Source organism: Bradyrhizobium sp. LjRoot220 (assembly GCF_964252915.1).
In the GTDB taxonomy this organism is placed as follows: domain Bacteria; phylum Pseudomonadota; class Alphaproteobacteria; order Rhizobiales; family Xanthobacteraceae; genus Bradyrhizobium.
In genome coordinates this window covers 101,486-116,600 of record NZ_CAXUPS020000015.1, presented here as the reverse complement: position 1 = coordinate 116,600, position 15,115 = coordinate 101,486, and the positions used below count along the sequence as shown (strand labels likewise).

Genomic DNA, 15,115 nt, shown 5'->3' with positions numbered 1-15,115 from the left:
CTGCCGTCACCCAGGGTATCGTTGCTGCGCAAATTGCCGGCGACCGAGACCACGTCCTCGGCAATGCTGGCGGTGTCGGCAACCGCCACCGGCAGATCGTCGGTGCCGGTGATGGTGATGGTCAGCGTGGACGACGAGGTCGCCTCGAACTGGTCGGTCACCGTGTAGGTGAACACCTCGGTCGCCAGCGCGCCCTGCGCCAGCGCCTGGGTGTCGGGATCTGAATTGTCGAGCGTGTAGGTGTAACTGCCGTTGCTGTTGATCGTCACCGACCCATAGGTGCCGGTCACCGCGTTGCCGACGTTGCCGGCCGAGCCGTTCACCTCAGCAACCGCCTTGGTGGCCCCGGTGTCGACGTCGGTGTCGTTGCTGAGCACGTTGCCGGTGGCGGACGGATCGCCGCCGAACGGCGTGTTGCCGGGATTGACGCCGGACTCGACGACCGCATCACCCGCGTTGGTGTCGGCGACCGCGACGGGCGCGTCGTTGGTGCCGGTGATCGTGATGGTCAACTGCGCGGTATCAGTCAGCCCGTCCGGGTCACGGATTGTGTACGTAAACACCTCAGTGACTGTGACCCCGTCCGCCAGCGCGTTGGTGTCCGTATCGCTGTCGTTGAGGTTGTAGGAATAGCTGCCGTCGGCATTCAAGGTCAGTGAGCCATGGGTGCCCACCAATGCAGTTCCGACCGTGCCGGCAGCTCCCGATCCGGATTCCGGACCGGTCCGGACCGCCGACACCACCAGCGACGCCTGGCCGTCGTCGGAATCCGTGTCATTAAGCAACACGTTCCCCGCAGCCGAGGAGTCGCCCGGAAACGATGTATTCCCGGGGCCAACGCCAGCCTCTCGCACGACATCGGTCCCATTGGTGTCGTTGACGCCAACCGGAGAAGTGGGGTCGACAGCGAACGTAACCTGCTCGATCGCGGAGACTTTGAGATTGATGCTCGTGAAGGTAAATTCTGCCTGGCCTGCTTGGCCGGTGTTTGGATTTGAGTTCGCGACAATAAAAGCCTGAAAGTTAGCCAGGTCATTATTAAACGCAGTCATAAAGGTGGAGCTAGCTAGTTGCGCGTTGCTCAAATAGATAACGAGCCTATCGATTTCGGCAGTGCCCGTGGCAGCATTGCCATTGCCGCCGTCGTTGATGTCATAGCCGGAAAAGGCCGTTTGTCCGACCGTTGTCCCTACGCCCAAAATTTGACTGCCGACCTTGTACTGGTTTTCCCAAGCTCGATAGATAAGTGTATCCGCGCCCGACCCACCGAGGACGGTGTCAAAACCACTACCCCCATCGAGCGTATCGCTCCCGGAGCCACCGTTGAGCCGATCATCTCCAGCGCCTCCGGAGAGATTGTCGTTGCCCGACCCGCCGACGTAATTGTCGCTGCCGCTGGTGCCTGTAAGTGTGGTGGTGTCGCTGGCGCTTGCCATCAAAAATACTCCAATACTCTGTTGGTATAATTTGCGCGCAATTATCGCGTCGTCTGCCTGTTCGATGAATCGGATACCGCGATCGCGGCCTGGACTTTTGCAATGATGTCTGGGTGAGGCGAGAGCGAAACGTCGCCCTTGCCTGGCGCGATCACTGGCTGATCATTCGCAAGACTCGCAGACGACGCGATAGAGAGGACTGAAGCAGACGATGAAGCTGAAATGTCCTTGAGTTGCGCCTCAATTCGGAGCCAGTCGACCCGCTCCGCGCGCTTCGTAAATAAAAATCGTCCCATGTCCACTCCGCAACTCTGCTGACGCAGAGCAGGCGTGACTGCACCCGAAAATCAGTTCACATGAAATTCAACGCCCATCTAGAACAATCGCGCTGGCGTTCGGCCAAGAACGACACCTGTCGCTAATGTGTTCTTCGGCTTGGCATGAAAAGATTCCGACCACTGTAACCCTGCCCGTTGTCTGCCGTTCGGTCCCGCCGTTACCGCTCACGTCCTTCGCAAATCTCTTTGAGAATCTTGACCGCGCCCTCCCGGGTGATGACCAGTTCAACGCAGCATCGATCCCTCAACCTGACTTACGCGCAACTTGACGAAATTTCCCGCGAGCGTCCACGCGGCGAAGGAGGTACCTCGAAATAGAGGATTGACTGATTCTCCGCGGGTTCCTCCAGGACGGCCGCCGGTCTTCTGCGTCGCAGTCTCGCCGGATCAATACGGGCGGACCGTCGCGACGTGTTCGGTCGAAGGCGTCGTTCTCGGAGAATGGCTGGTCCGTAGCGGCCTTGCGTTCGATTAGCCACAGTATTCAAAGCGCAAGTACGACATGGCGCAACGCGACGCCGAGCATGCCGGGCGTAGTATATGGGCAGGTAGCTATGTTGAGCCGTGGCCTTATCGGGATGCATGCGAACGGCCGGGCGGCGCCCGATTGCTCGGATGATGCCAAGGCCCATCGGTAAACGAGCGCTGAGGACCCAAGGCGACCCTCTTCGTCTCCTCAGCAGAGCAAGCGCCGCATCTGCGCGCGGAAGTTAGCCGCTCGCATGAGAGTATTCAGGCGATCGGCAAAAGCCTTGCGTCCCGTCTCGTCGCCTTTGCAGTCGATTGTTGGCGTGTCTGGTCATTCACGCTGGTGCAATCTTGGAAGTGCGCAATGACCGCGGCACCGGCCAGGTGTTCCCAATACTCTGCCTCGGCGAGCAGCTTCCAGCTATTGTCAGGATGATATGCAGCACTCTGCCGACACAAAGACGCCATCGCCCGGAGGCGGCGTACAGTTTCCATTCCCATCCTCCCTATCGTTTTCCCCACCCTATTTTTTATTTTTGCATGAGAGTCATCATAGTTATGACTCAGAACTAATTTTTGCGTGCTCGGCGGTAATGAAAGCCGCGGTGGTTGCGAAATACCTTCGGTTCGGGTTCACATAGGTCTTGATATGAGCGTCGATCCAGAGCAGTCAGGCAGGGACCGTGCCGAACACGCTGGTCGCACCGATCCATCCGAAGGCCATGCCGGCCGATCCTACGACCGACAAGGAGCGGGATCGATGGATGCGCACGCCATAGGATGAAGCGAAAGCGGCTGCAGGGGCCGTTGTCGGATGATGCGCTGATGATCATGGCGCGCGGCGCGAACAAGGAGGGAATGGGTTACGGGCAGCTTTGGGCGGAAGCAGTTGAACCGGCCGCCCAATTCTTCAGGGGGGCTGCGGGAGGACCTGTAATGAGGTGGTGCCGCCGTTGCGAGAACTGCCGCTCGGTTTGCGAGAACCATCCGGGCTGCAGAGGAAGCTTATGACCAAGCCTGCGAAAACGTGATCTGGTGATAAGAGGCTCACGGCACGATCCGCTCCAGCGCGGTTTTCCTAGAAGTTCCCTCGACTCCCACATCCCCGGCGCTAAGAATGATCGATGATCGAATAGCCGATCAGCAACGACCAAGGGTCTTCGATCTTGAGCTGAAGGCCCTTGAGGGTGGTGCTGCCGACGTCAGCGGTCGGAGCAGGAGGGAGATACTGGGTCCGTGACAATCCGAACGCCTTATTCGACGTTGGGAGTTAGTGGCCCCGATCCGCCTGAACGGCCTGACGGGGCGGACGATGGCGCGAACCATCAACCGTCCTCGCAGGAAAGCAGCCAAACAATCGCGATTCAGACGGCTGACGCGGCGCCCCAGGATGCTCCCGCCTTCTTGCGACGGGGCTTCGGTTCCAAGGTCGAACGGCCGAGCGGTAACTCTTCTCAGCTATCGAAGCCTTTCGCCTCCACCGCCACGAAAATGCGCTCTGTCTTCGAGCGCTGGCGACGCCATCTTGCGCAGGATACCTCAATGCCAAAAGCCGAACACCACCTTGTAGGGACAGGAGGCGCCGCATTTGCAATCCTGACCTTGGTCGTGGTCGTTGCAGGCGTCGGCGCCGCCATTGCGGTGGGGCAGATAAGGTCCCTGAAGTCAGACGTTGCCATGCTCCATCGAGAGCTCCTGCCCCTCAGGGAGCGTCTTGCAAAACTCGAGCAAGCGGAAAAGACCCGGCGAGACTCTGGTCAACAAGTGACGGCGCAAGACGAGGCCTCCTCGGAAAAGAACAAAGCTGGTGGGGAGACCCGCGCCGATCAAGCCGCACTCAATCTCTCGCGAGAAGAGGTTCAGTTGATAAGGGAATACATCAAGTCGGCGCCTTCTTCGGGCCCGGCCGCGCCAGCGATCAACGTCGGAGATCCCCTATCCGGCGTAACGATTCCTCTTCCATCGCCGATCACGGAGAAGGTGCCAAGATTGTCAGGAGCCAGATTTACGACTCGCAACGGCGCGATCATCATCAGTATGAAGAACAGCCGCCGTGCCGATGCCGTGTTGGCTCCCAACTAGTCTTTAGCTGGACTTGGGGCAGGCCATCGACGCCAGCATCAAAGCCACTTGCTATGGCTGGTTATTCGGCGGCCTCTCAATGAACCGCCGGCTGCCATTGAGCAGCTCAAGGTTATTGATGACCACCGGGTTGGTCGGGTCGAGCGAATAAGCCCTCTCAAACTTTCGCCGCGCCGCATTCAGATTGCCGCGCAGCATGTATGAATATCCCTGATCATTCAGCAGTTGAACGGTTTCGCCCCCCAGCCGAGTCGCCTGCGCGTAAGCCTGATCGGCGAGATCAAAGCGACGCAAGCGATCGTAGCTCGCTGCAAGCCCCATCCAGGCCGTCAAATCCTTCGGCGCCTTCTCGACCGCGTCCTTGAAATGGCGCTGGGCGATCCCGTAACTGCCGCGGTTGAAATGCTCCAGCCCAAGCCGGACGGGCTCGTCGGAGGGGTAATATTTGACGTCGGTCGGTTCCTGCACGGGGTCCGCGCCCGCCGGATTCGCGGGAGCGACGATAGCCGCGTCTCTCGTTGTGGTGTCACACGCCGCAAGGCCGGTCGCCAACCAACAACAGGTCAGCATTAGAATGAGACGACGCATAACCCTTTGTCCCCCGCCCCGGCCCAGCGGACCAGTGCACCGTTCGAAATATCATCCCTAATTTTACTTGCCAAAACCGGTTACCTGGTCGCTCCGCCGACCGGCACCGATACTCCGGCAGTCGATCCAGCTCCCAATCCTTCTATGTTGACGTTCTGGGTTGGGGTAGGCCGCACGCCCATCAGCCTGCCTGATTCGCCGATGTCGGGAAGCTGATCCACCGGCTGTTTCGTGTTGCCATAGCGTGTCACGGCGGCGCCCACGCGCCGAGCGTCGGTCGCGATCCTGCGATCACCGACGTATCGCGGCCATGGATGGATTGTGTGGGTGACGGCGTTGACCTGTTTGGCGTCGCCGGCGCTCATGGTGATGGTGTCGGAACGCTGGAAGTAGCGGTCCACTTCGTCGTGCCCCGCCAATCCATAGCAGCCCCCCAGCAGGAGCGGAGCGAATATGGCCAGCAATCTGATGCGCATAGTTCGTCCTCAGTTCAGGGTTTTGATCGCTGGTTGACCAGAAACGGGAACCGGCGCCGGAGCACGCACGGTGAGCTCGGGCGCGATGATGTGGCCGTACGGTCCCTTCACCTCGCCGCCGGAATTGACATAATCATTGTAGCGCTTTCGCACTTCCATCTGACCGTTAAGAAAGAAATCGACGTCATTAGCCGGCAGGCGGGAGTCCAGTGGTGAGGCCAGCTGCTGCCCCGGCACCGCCGGCGCAACCAGGCGCGGCGTCACGATGATCACAAGATCGGTTTCCTGCTGCTGGTAGGACGAAGAGCGGAACAGCGTCCCGAGCACCGGCACCGAGCCGATCCAGGGCAATTGCGAGACGTCCTGCCGGTTGCGTGTCTGCAACAGGCCGGCGATGGCAAAGCTCTGGCCGTCGCGCAACTCGACCGTCGTACGTGCATCACGCCGCGACAGCGCCGGGATGGTCGTCCCCCCGATCGTGACCGCGTTCTGGAAATCCAGCTCGCTGACCGACGGCTCAACCCGAAGGTTGATCACGCCACGCGAGAGAACGGTGGGCACGAAGGCCAGCTCAACGCCGAATTTCTTGAATTCGATAGTAACGGTGGGAAAGCCACCCGTAACCGTTGTGGAGGCTACAGGCACGGGAAACTCACCGCCAGCCAGGAAGCGGGCGGCGTCGCCGGACAAGGCCATCAGGTTTGGCTCGGCGAGCCGACGCAACAGGCCCTTGGTTTCCAGAGCTGTTACCAGCAGGTCAACCGAGGCCCCGTTTTTCGTCCTGAGGACGCTGGTTAGCAGGCTACCGAACGGGAGCGCTCCGTTAATCGTGCTGCTTGCTAACGTACCCGCCGTGTCGAGCAGCGGTATAGTGCCGGGTGGAGGGCCTGTGTTAGGCATTGGAACACGACCGCTGAGGGTGTTAATGTTACCAAGCCCGGTATTGCCGATGTTCGTGCCGCTGGCGTTGGCGCCGTAGAGGTTCATACCAAGGTCACGGCCAGCCAGGCGGTTAACCTCGAGAAAGCGCACCTCCAGCATCACCTGCTGGGGTCCTGCCACGTTCATGGCGTTGACGACGGTGCCACCCTTCGCCACCATGCCGGTGGCAATCGCCATCGCTCGCTCGGCGGCGACCGCATCCACTGCAGTTCCGCTCAACACGACCTGGCCCTCACCGGAGGAGACGCGAATGCCGCGCGTGCCGGTACTGGATTGGATGTTCTGCTGCAGATTGCCGGTATCGATCGCGACCTCGACATCGAGGATGCCGATCTGCTTCATCGAACTGTCGAACAGGATGACGTTGGTGGTGCCGGTTTGCTTGCCCTGGATGTAGATCAGGTGATCGCTCAGCGACTTCACGTCTACGATCTCAGGCGAGCCCGCCACGATGGTGGAAAAAGCGGTATGGACCCTGAAGGTGCGTGACTTGTTGAGGATCACCTTGACGCGCTGGACGTCGGTCATTTCGCTGACGAATACGCCGCCGGAGGAGCCCCGCCGCTCTGCAGCTCCCGCGCGGTCAGCGGAACCAACCAAGGCAAGCGCAGCGCCAACAGCGATCACGCCCGAGGCGAGAAGCCTCCCGCCTGCCCTACCCGAAACGCGACTGCCCTTCATTCGGTTTCCCCTCGCCGCGAACCACTTCTGTTCCCGTAAATGTACGGCCTCAGCGTCTTAACAACTCTCCTTCGCGCACCACGTCGCAAAGCTTACAGTTTGTCCCACTATAAATCGTTACTTCGCATTCCCGGCGCGCTTCTAGCCTCAGTGAGGACACTTCCCGGTCTCCCGCTGGCCGCGAATGCGGCTTCAAGATCATCATCCGTCATGCGCCTCGCTTGCAAGGAGAGACCCTTGCCAGGTTGCTGTAACACCAGAGAATATTTCCCAATGTTGCGAGCGAGCACCACCTTTTGTGCGATGCAAAAAGCAGCCGCGGCCGGCACCCGTTCGCTTGCCGTCCGCCATATTCCCAACGAGTTGCATATAGTCCGCTAGGTTCCGCCATCTCGCGCGTGCAGATGCCCCGATTTGACGACGAGTGCTCGCGCGGAAATTCGCACAGGCTCGACATGGAACCGCGGGCCAAATCGCAGACCTTGCCGACCAATGTCTCGCGCCAAAAGCCGAACAGAGTTCGACTCACTGCATGCCGAGGCGCTCGCTGGACGGCGATCGCCATCGTTGTGGGCTCGTCGAGTGCCATCGGCTTGATGCCCGAGAATGGGCTAGAAAGGAATTGTGGTGGACGCACTCGGCGCGTTCAATGCTGTGCCCCATATCGGCATCAGCATGTTGAAACTCGGTACAGATGCCGTAACCGTAAGTATGCTGGCTCCCGCAGTCGTGTTCAGCGTCGGCGAGAGACCGCCGAGCATTGGGGCAACGGCTTTTTTTTCCGCAGCGGATGGCAGGGGGTCACCGCTACAGGTTGGTGACGTTCTGCTCATGACGCTGTTGACGTAGCAGTCGTTGATCATCCATGTCCGAGCACCCGCATTCGCGAGCGTCCGCAATGACTGCATGGTGATTGCGTAACGTCCCAGATCCAAGATGGCGAACATCAATGTGAAAAGCGGCACGGCGACGAGGCAAAATTCCAGCGGCCCGACGCCGCGCTGATCGAGCTTTCTCATCACTGCACCAACTGGACATACTGGCTGCTCGTCATCTTCGTTGACGCTGGGCAGCCTGTGGTGTCAAAGGTGGAGTTGCCGTTGAACTCGACCGATTTGGCGATCAACTGGCCACAACCGCCTGCGTCGCCTACGGCGATTGCCGGATTGCCCTGAAACGTCACATCTGCATTTGGTGCGTAGATATTTCCTGTGAGGTTGATGTTGCTATTTCCACCGAAATGCGCCGGCTCCGCTGAAGCATAGTACATGGCCATGTACTGGAATAATGCCGCGCTCGGCTGGAGGGCCGCGGGAAACGACGAGTCATTTGGGACAGATGTTGGCCCATTGAGAGTGAGCGTCCCGCTGCCTTGCGTGACGATTTCCGCCCCTGGCAGCAGAATGAAGGTTACCCCCGTACCGGTAATCGAAGAGCCAGCGGTGACCGTCAGCTTACCAGATATGAAGTACACCCCTGCCGGTAAGGGCTGCACCCCGTTGGGGCCGGTGACCACGGTTTGGCCTGTCGACTTGAAACCGTCGTTTGTGCATGGGGTGGCGGCCGTGTAAGGGACTAGCTCCTTTCCACCTTTGTTGTCGCATGGCGGTGTAAGACCGCATTTTGCAGGGAGGGTGGGATTCGTTCCGCACATCGTGGTGAGGGCGCCATCGAGATCAGAAAAGGGATTTTTGATCGGCGCCGGCATATAAGTTAGCGCGGGGTCGCAGAACTGTGCCTGACCCGTGCAGCCGCCGACAGTCGTTAGCGAGCCAACATTCATGCTCGCCCCGCCGCCGGTGAAGTTGATTGCATTGTTGGCCGTACTGTTCGAGGCCATGCCGCAATTAGGCGCATTGATGTTCGGGCTGCCCTGGAAACTGACCGAACCGGTCAATGCCAGGACGCATGGCGGTGCTGCCAGGCTTTGTACTTTGGCCACGGCTGTCGCGCCAATATCGACCGTGGTCAAACCAAGCACTCTCGCCAGGTATGCCGGCTGTTGCTGGCTAACTGTGGCCTGCACGTAAATTCCGGCCGTCCCCTTCCATGACGTGAGCGAAGCAACCTCGACGGTCTGCGAGATTCCCGACGGAAGGCTGCTGCCACACTGGGAGCCTGGATAGGAGGCGCCCGCGTTGCAGAACGAGTTCTGTGCCGCGGCTTGCTTGGCGCGATAGTCCACTGTTTCTGTAACCGCGCACGTTAGTGGGTTCGATAAGCACAATTCCTGCACGGCACCCGAATAGGCTGCCGCATCGGCGGCATTCTGCGCGTGTTGCCTGGTGACGTACCACGATCCCGCCTCGCCCCCGAGTGCGACCACACCTATCAGAGGTATCAAGGCGACAACGGTTGCGAAGGCGACAGAACCACGACGAGAGTGAAGCAAGCCACGCATGGAACCCTCCTATTGAAACCGTTCACCGTAAGCCAGCGTGAACGAACAAGGATCGCCGTTACCACTCCGACAGATCACCGCTCGTAGCACGATGGGCTCCACGGTGACGGTCGTCGTGTACGTATAGTGCTTGGGCGAAAGAGAGTTGGTTGCGGAGCAGGCAGCCATGGTATCGCTGCAAACCACCTGGAGATTGTTGATGGGATAACCCGAAACCGAAGTGGGGAGCGCTGACTTCCAGCCCGACCAATCGGTAACGTCAGGTGGCGGGTTGTACTGGATGCTTTGCCCGAAGGCGCGCATTGCCTCCCACGCGGCTACAAACCGAAAACCAGCGGCGGCAACATCGGCAAGCGGCAGAAGCAGGCCCACTCCCAGGAAAAGGAAAACGATCAGCATTTCAAACGCGGCGGCGCCGCGCTGATCCGCGATGAAAGAAACTCTACGGCTCACGAGCCTATCTCGACAGGGCAATAAACGCAGCACGTTGACCCCTCCGCGTCAGTGTTAGACCGATGCAGATCAACACCCATGTCCATCACAAGCCGGCCATTCATGACCACTCACCAAACGTACGGAATCAATCTCCAGCGTGATGCTTCATAACTGGAGTACTCAGGGAGGCTGCGCCGAAGCAGGTCTTCTTCGTAAAGAATTCGGCAGATCTGGACGCCGATATGCAGGATCAGCAGCGCCACCGTTAACGGTGTCAGGTATTGCAGCACTACACCCAGGACCACGAGTTCTTCCGCCAGATAGAGCGGGTGCTTGATCCAACGGTAAGGACCGGTTTGCACCACTCTACGTGCCTGCGGCACCAAACTGAACGACTTACCCAGATGTCGGATCGTCACAAGCATCATGATGATGCCGACCAGCACGCACGCGGTGGATAGCAAGTTTGGCAACGCTTCGTCGGTTTTGCCGAAGAAGGTGATTGTCCACGGCATATAGCTGCCGACGAAGGCAGCTATTCTAGGCGGCAGGCCGGCCGCGTGCGCCTTTGCCGGTGGCCTGGTCATGATCAACACCGTCAGGAGCGTGTAGAAGATGGCAAGGCAAAAACTCGACAGAAGCGATGGCCAGGGATCGGCAAGCGACGTCCCGATTTTTGTGGCGACCAGGAGTGCCAGCAGCATGAACCACATGCCGCCAAGCAGTTGCATCGTCCGCTCGTAAGGCCAGTTTTTCGACAGGGTCATCGTGCTCATGGCTTACTTCATCCCGAAGCTGGCGAATGTACGTATGAGGTGCAGAAACGGACTTCCACCCAAAATGATGAACATCGCTGGAAGCATGAACAGCACCATCGGAATAGTCAGCTTGGCACCCAGCTTGTGTGCTCTTTCTTCCAGGTTGGTAATACGTTCTCGCCGGAGGTCGACGGCGATACTGCGCAGCGCCTTGCTCAACGGCGTTCCATACTGCATGCTTTGGCTAACCATGGTGCCGAACCGGCGAAGTCCTTCTGACGTAGATCCAATTTTCTCGAATGCGTCGCTGCGATTTGGCAATACCCGGAGATCATCAAGAAGGCTGTACAAGACCCGGGCCATCGCAGGATTAGTCCGGTTCATTTCTTCCGCTACGCGTTCCAGCGCGCTCTCCAGACCCATTCCCACTTCGCTGCAGACAACCAGCAAATCGATCATATCCGGCGTGCCTAGCCGGATGCCGGCGTTGAAACGCCGTCTCAGCACCGACAGGATCAACCGCGGCCCCATAATTCCGATCACCACGCCAATGAGCATGAAGACCAGCCCATCGGTCAGCGACTTCCCTGAAAGCTGCGCGACAAACAAGCCAATGATCGGAAACAAGAACATGCTGACAGTTTTGACACCAATCCAGATCGGCAAGGTTCGATGAGGATTGAAACCTGACGCTTGAACGATCGTTCGTAGCTGGTCCAGATTTTCTGCGGAGTAGAACCGCCGATACCGCATCCCGAGCGATGAAAGCCAGCCAGTCATGTCTCCGAAGGGCGCTGACCCGCCAGGAACGCCCATCACCGCGTTTGACACCCGCGTGTTCAACGCACGAATGTGCATTTCGTGGATGATCAACACGGCGGTCGCAGCCGCAAGTGCTATGGCGAGGGCGACCAAACTGAAACCAAAAGTCATAGTTCGGTTTCCCTTCTGACCATCCAGCGTATCACAAGGGTTCCGATAATCACCGATGCCGCGGCGTAAGCCAGCAGCACGTTTCCGGTCGGATCGGAGAACAGCAGATCAACTGTTTGCGGATTGATCAGGTATAGTAACCCACCGACAACAATGGGCGAGATTGAAAGTGCGCGAGAGGAAAAGATCACCTCTCCCGCCAGAGCCTTCGCGCGAGCAGCGAGCGCAACACGCTGCCGCACCGTGTCTCCCAGTGTCTGCAACGTTTCAGTTAAGCTGCCACCTGACTTCAGCTGGACTGCAAGGGTCACCGCAAAGATCCCATACTCCGTCACTTGCGTTCGCTGATAGACAGCTTCTACAGCTTCCTCCGGAGATCTCCCCATCGTCACTTCGCTGCAAACGATGGCGAACTGCCCAGCGGTTGGTTGCGGCATCTCGCGAGCGATGGTGCGAAATGCTTCGTTCACAGGCAGCCCGGATCGAACCGTACTTGTCACCAGCTGGATCGTGTCAGGCAGCTGCTGAAAAAGTTGATTGGCGAGGCGATGTTGCTGCCATCCAAACAGACCTCGCACCACCATGATGGCCACAATCGCAGCCGCGAGAGACACGTAGAGGGTAGAAAATTTCAGCAGGCTATTGGCATAAAAGATTGCCGCTCCGGAGATGACGCCGGCAAGTAGCGGATACGCGGGGTGCCAGGCGTAAGCTATCCCTGGCTGGTAATTGGCCAAGCGGTGGAGAAACTGCCACCGGGACCCGGCCTCTAACCGACGAATGGAGGGGAGGCTCGCCGACTCTGAGGTCGGCAGAGCTGTCGCTATCTGTCTATCCATGCGGCTTTGTCGAGCGCCGAGCCACAACGTCACGGCTGCTGCGCATATCAGGAGCGCCAGGTCGACGATGGTCAGAAATTCCGTCGTCATAGCTGCCTCATGGCCTCGGCCCAGGCTCGATCAAGCCCATAATAAACGAGACGGCTCTTGAACTTCGGGACTGCGGGGGTGGACCTGTAGGTGCCCGATATCCGCCCGTTAACATCTTCCTGTTCGTACACGAACGCCGCGATGTCATTGGTGGTGATCACATCGCCTTCCAGGCCGATCACCTCGCTGATCTGGACAACGCGACGCTGTCCGTCCCGCATGCGTTCCACCTGCACGATAACGTCCAACGCAGCGACGATCTGGGACCTGATCGCCCGCAGCGGCAGATTCGGCTGTCCCATCTGCACCATGTTTTCAATACGGGTCAGCGCGTCGCGGGCAGAGTTGGCATGCACCGTAGAGATCGAACCATCATGGCCGGTGTTCATCGCTTGCAGCATGTCAAACGCTTCAGCGCCGCGCACTTCGCCTACGACGATCCGGTCAGGACGCATCCGCAAGGCATTCCACACCAGATCGCGTTGCGTCACCTGCCCTGTGCCTTCGAGGCTGGGCGGCCGGGTCTCCAGGCTGATCACATGCGGCTGTTGAAGCTGCAACTCTGCCGCGTCCTCGATGGTGACAACGCGTTCACTGTGATCAATGAACTGGCTCATGGCGTTCAACAGCGTCGTCTTGCCCGAGCCCGTACCGCCGGAAACCAGAACATTGAGCCGACACCGGCCGGCGATCTCCAGCAATTGCCCCATAGCCGAGGTCATTGAGCCGTTTTTGATCATTCCGGCCATATCCAAGCGGCGACTTGGAAATTTTCGGATGGAAATGCAGGGGCTATGGATCGCCAGCGGTGGGAAGATGATGTTGACCCGGCTGCCGTCCGGCAAGCGGCAATCCACCATCGGACTGGATTCGTCAACGCGCCGTCCAACTTGCGCGGCAATTTTCTGCGCCACCGATGCGATGTGATCATTGTCGCGGAATCGTACCGCGATCCGTTCCAGCTTGCCGTTTCGTTCGACATAAATGTTGCTCGGTCCGTTGACCATGATGTCGTTGATCGATTCATCCAGCAGGAGCGGACGGAGCGGCCCGTAGCCGGTCATGTCGTCCGCTATCTCGTCCGCTAGCTGAAACTGCTCGCGACCCGACAGTTCGAGCCGATCCTGATTGGCGATTCCATGGATGATTTCCTCGATCTGCTGCCGAAGAATATCGCGCGAAACAGTTGCGGCCACCGATGGCTCAATCTGCGCAATGACCCGCTCGCGCAGCGAAGCCGGCATCATGACTCGTTCGCGCAGCGAAGCCGGCGTCACGTCTCGTTCGCGCGGCGAAGTTGGCATCACGGGGTGCTCGGTCGAAGGTTCGTCGCGGCTTGGCGTCAATGCAGGCAAACGAGTTGGCGCGCCGTCCCTTGGCGTCAATGCAGGTAAACGGGTTGGCGTGCCGTCGCGCTCGCGCGTACCAAATTGTTTCGTCACCCGAATAGCCTCCTCAACCATCCCTTCCGCTGGGCGCCGACACCAGCAATCTCCCGTACAATCGGGGCGAGGTGACGTCGCAGTGCTGACACGTGCTTTAGAGCTGGAATTCCGAGATTGACCGCCTGGGTCATTCCCTTGCCGAGGTCGGGAATTACCATGTCCGGTTCCGCGCCCAAGGCTTTGACAATCGTGGCCCTGGGAAGGCCCCCGGGACGATTGGCACGGTTGAGCAAAGTAAAGACCCGATCCTTACCGGCGATGTTCGTCACGGCGGTGCGGAGTGCATGGGCATTGCGAAGTCCGGTCACCTCCGCTTCCAGCAGCACCAGCACATGGCGAGAAAGAGTGATCACCGGATGGATAGATGGAGGAAACGGGACTGGTATATCGACAACGATGTAATTGAACCGTTGACGGAGTAGACCCAGCACATGTCTCACTCCCGCTTCAGTGATGTCCAGCTGCGCATCCAGATCCTCATCGGCGGAAATCAGGCAAACACGCTCGTTGATATCGATTGCCGCGCGTTCGAGGAACAAGGTGTCCGCCCGCATCGGGTTTTCCAGAGCGATGCGCAGCCCCGGCCCGGGCCGGACACCCAACATCACCGCGGTTTCGCCGTTCTGTAAATGAAGGTCGAGGAGCGCAACCTTGGCCTTGGTGGTCTCGGCCAGCTGCAGTGCGAGATTGATCGCGATACTGGTTGCTCCGGCGCCGCCCTGCGCACCGCAGATCGAGATCACATGCCCGCCACGATCGGCCGCACCGGGCGCCACGTCGCCAAGCAGCTTCGGCCGCAGCTGGGCTAGCACCATATCGCGCGTGAGCGGCCTCGGAAGGTACTCGGTCAAGCCGATTTCCATCAGCTCACGGTAGAAGGTGATCTCTCTGCTCTCACCGATCAGAGCCACTAGGACGTCGGGTGGGCAGACGGCCGACAACCTTTCCAGTTCGGTAAACGGATCATCGATTCCACTGATGTCTGCCACCAACGCGAATAGCTCGGTGTCGGTTTCGAGCATTCGTATGGCATGACGGATCGTGCCGCGCTTGATCGTTAAGTTACAACCTTCGAGGCCTTTGCGCAGAGCCGCTGCACTAAGCTCGTCATTTACGAAACAGACAATTTGGTTGCGCGTTGCAAGAGACGCAGTTTCTTCAGGCGGACTGACTACTGCTATGTTAACGTTCACCACTGCCTCC

Annotated in this window: 15 protein-coding genes; 1 reads left to right on the top strand and 14 read right to left on the bottom strand. The window is 59.1% G+C overall.

Going from position 1 to position 15,115, the window contains the following annotated elements; all coding sequences use genetic code 11:
• From ACSQ84_RS34745 to ACSQ84_RS34735, 3 genes are all read right to left on the bottom strand, one after another.
• Window positions 1-1,436 (bottom strand): VCBS domain-containing protein (locus ACSQ84_RS34745; protein WP_436216266.1); only part of this gene is annotated, 1,436 nt, incomplete at its 3' end.
• Window positions 1,437-2,506: 1,070 nt separating this feature from the next.
• Entirely contained in the window at window positions 2,507-2,737 is a 231-nt protein-coding gene (locus ACSQ84_RS34740) for a hypothetical protein (RefSeq protein ID WP_436216265.1), read from the bottom strand.
• 616 nt (window positions 2,738-3,353) lie between these two features.
• Window positions 3,354-3,485 carry a hypothetical protein gene (locus tag ACSQ84_RS34735; RefSeq protein ID WP_436216264.1) on the bottom strand — a complete coding sequence of 44 codons (132 nt, stop codon included), beginning with the start codon at window positions 3,483-3,485 and terminating at the stop codon, window positions 3,354-3,356.
• A gap of 299 nt (window positions 3,486-3,784) precedes the next feature.
• Here ACSQ84_RS34735 and ACSQ84_RS34730 point away from each other — a divergent pair, with 299 nt between their 5' ends.
• Complete coding sequence (locus ACSQ84_RS34730; RefSeq protein WP_436216263.1) at window positions 3,785-4,324, top strand: hypothetical protein; 540 nt, start codon at window positions 3,785-3,787, stop codon at window positions 4,322-4,324.
• Window positions 4,325-4,375: 51 nt separating this feature from the next.
• On the opposite strand, the gene ACSQ84_RS34725 is transcribed toward ACSQ84_RS34730, so the two are convergent.
• The 11 genes from ACSQ84_RS34725 to ACSQ84_RS34675 all read right to left on the bottom strand — a co-directional run bounded on the left by ACSQ84_RS34725 (window position 4,376) and on the right by ACSQ84_RS34675 (window position 15,105).
• Window positions 4,376-4,792, bottom strand: a complete 417-nt coding sequence (locus ACSQ84_RS34725; RefSeq protein WP_436216262.1) for a tetratricopeptide repeat protein — start codon at window positions 4,790-4,792, stop codon at window positions 4,376-4,378.
• A gap of 200 nt (window positions 4,793-4,992) precedes the next feature.
• Complete coding sequence (locus ACSQ84_RS34720; protein ID WP_436216261.1) at window positions 4,993-5,388, bottom strand: hypothetical protein; 396 nt, start codon at window positions 5,386-5,388, stop codon at window positions 4,993-4,995.
• Between the two features lie 9 nt (window positions 5,389-5,397).
• Window positions 5,398-7,011 carry a type II and III secretion system protein family protein gene (locus ACSQ84_RS34715; RefSeq protein WP_436216260.1) on the bottom strand — a complete coding sequence of 538 codons (1,614 nt, stop codon included), beginning with the start codon at window positions 7,009-7,011 and terminating at the stop codon, window positions 5,398-5,400.
• Between the two features lie 611 nt (window positions 7,012-7,622).
• A complete protein-coding gene (locus ACSQ84_RS34710) occupies window positions 7,623-8,030 on the bottom strand; it encodes a TadE family protein (RefSeq protein WP_436216259.1) in 408 nt (135 codons plus the stop codon).
• The gene (locus ACSQ84_RS34705; RefSeq protein WP_436216258.1) at window positions 8,030-9,412 is read right to left on the bottom strand and encodes a pilus assembly protein TadG-related protein; all 1,383 of its coding nucleotides are present in this window, start codon (window positions 9,410-9,412) and stop codon (window positions 8,030-8,032) included. The genes ACSQ84_RS34710 and ACSQ84_RS34705 overlap by 1 nt, the downstream gene beginning before the upstream one ends.
• Window positions 9,413-9,421: 9 nt before the next feature.
• Window positions 9,422-9,865 (bottom strand): hypothetical protein, encoded by a 444-nt coding sequence (locus ACSQ84_RS34700; protein ID WP_436216257.1) that lies wholly within the window; start codon window positions 9,863-9,865, stop codon window positions 9,422-9,424.
• Window positions 9,866-9,975: 110 nt separating this feature from the next.
• Window positions 9,976-10,623, bottom strand: a complete 648-nt coding sequence (locus tag ACSQ84_RS34695; protein WP_436216256.1) for a methyltransferase family protein — start codon at window positions 10,621-10,623, stop codon at window positions 9,976-9,978.
• Window positions 10,624-10,626: 3 nt separating this feature from the next.
• Complete coding sequence (locus tag ACSQ84_RS34690; protein WP_436216255.1) at window positions 10,627-11,538, bottom strand: type II secretion system F family protein; 912 nt, start codon at window positions 11,536-11,538, stop codon at window positions 10,627-10,629.
• Window positions 11,535-12,467, bottom strand: a complete 933-nt coding sequence (locus tag ACSQ84_RS34685; RefSeq protein WP_436216254.1) for a type II secretion system F family protein — start codon at window positions 12,465-12,467, stop codon at window positions 11,535-11,537. Before ACSQ84_RS34685 ends, ACSQ84_RS34690 begins: the two co-directional genes overlap by 4 nt.
• A complete protein-coding gene (locus tag ACSQ84_RS34680; RefSeq protein ID WP_436216268.1) occupies window positions 12,464-13,714 on the bottom strand; it encodes a CpaF family protein in 1,251 nt (416 codons plus the stop codon). Before ACSQ84_RS34680 ends, ACSQ84_RS34685 begins: the two co-directional genes overlap by 4 nt.
• 191 nt (window positions 13,715-13,905) lie before the next feature.
• Window positions 13,906-15,105 carry an AAA family ATPase gene (locus ACSQ84_RS34675; RefSeq protein ID WP_436216253.1) on the bottom strand — a complete coding sequence of 400 codons (1,200 nt, stop codon included), beginning with the start codon at window positions 15,103-15,105 and terminating at the stop codon, window positions 13,906-13,908.
• Window positions 15,106-15,115: the final 10 nt, after the last annotated feature.

Bases quoted from the DNA above. Each gene is read 5' to 3' on its own strand.
- ACSQ84_RS34740 (WP_436216265.1), bottom strand. From the start codon at position 2,737: ATGGAAACTGTACGCCGCCTCCGGGCGATGGCGTCTTTGTGTCGGCAG.
- ACSQ84_RS34730 (WP_436216263.1), top strand. From the start codon at position 3,785: ATGCCAAAAGCCGAACACCACCTTGTAGGGACAGGAGGCGCCGCATTT.
- ACSQ84_RS34720 (WP_436216261.1), bottom strand. From the start codon at position 5,388: ATGCGCATCAGATTGCTGGCCATATTCGCTCCGCTCCTGCTGGGGGGC.
- ACSQ84_RS34715 (WP_436216260.1), bottom strand. From the start codon at position 7,011: ATGAAGGGCAGTCGCGTTTCGGGTAGGGCAGGCGGGAGGCTTCTCGCC.
- ACSQ84_RS34710 (WP_436216259.1), bottom strand. From the start codon at position 8,030: ATGAGAAAGCTCGATCAGCGCGGCGTCGGGCCGCTGGAATTTTGCCTC.
- ACSQ84_RS34705 (WP_436216258.1), bottom strand. From the start codon at position 9,412: ATGCGTGGCTTGCTTCACTCTCGTCGTGGTTCTGTCGCCTTCGCAACC.
- ACSQ84_RS34695 (WP_436216256.1), bottom strand. From the start codon at position 10,623: ATGAGCACGATGACCCTGTCGAAAAACTGGCCTTACGAGCGGACGATG.
- ACSQ84_RS34690 (WP_436216255.1), bottom strand. From the start codon at position 11,538: ATGACTTTTGGTTTCAGTTTGGTCGCCCTCGCCATAGCACTTGCGGCT.
- ACSQ84_RS34685 (WP_436216254.1), bottom strand. From the start codon at position 12,467: ATGACGACGGAATTTCTGACCATCGTCGACCTGGCGCTCCTGATATGC.
- ACSQ84_RS34680 (WP_436216268.1), bottom strand. From the start codon at position 13,714: ATGATGCCGGCTTCGCTGCGCGAGCGGGTCATTGCGCAGATTGAGCCA.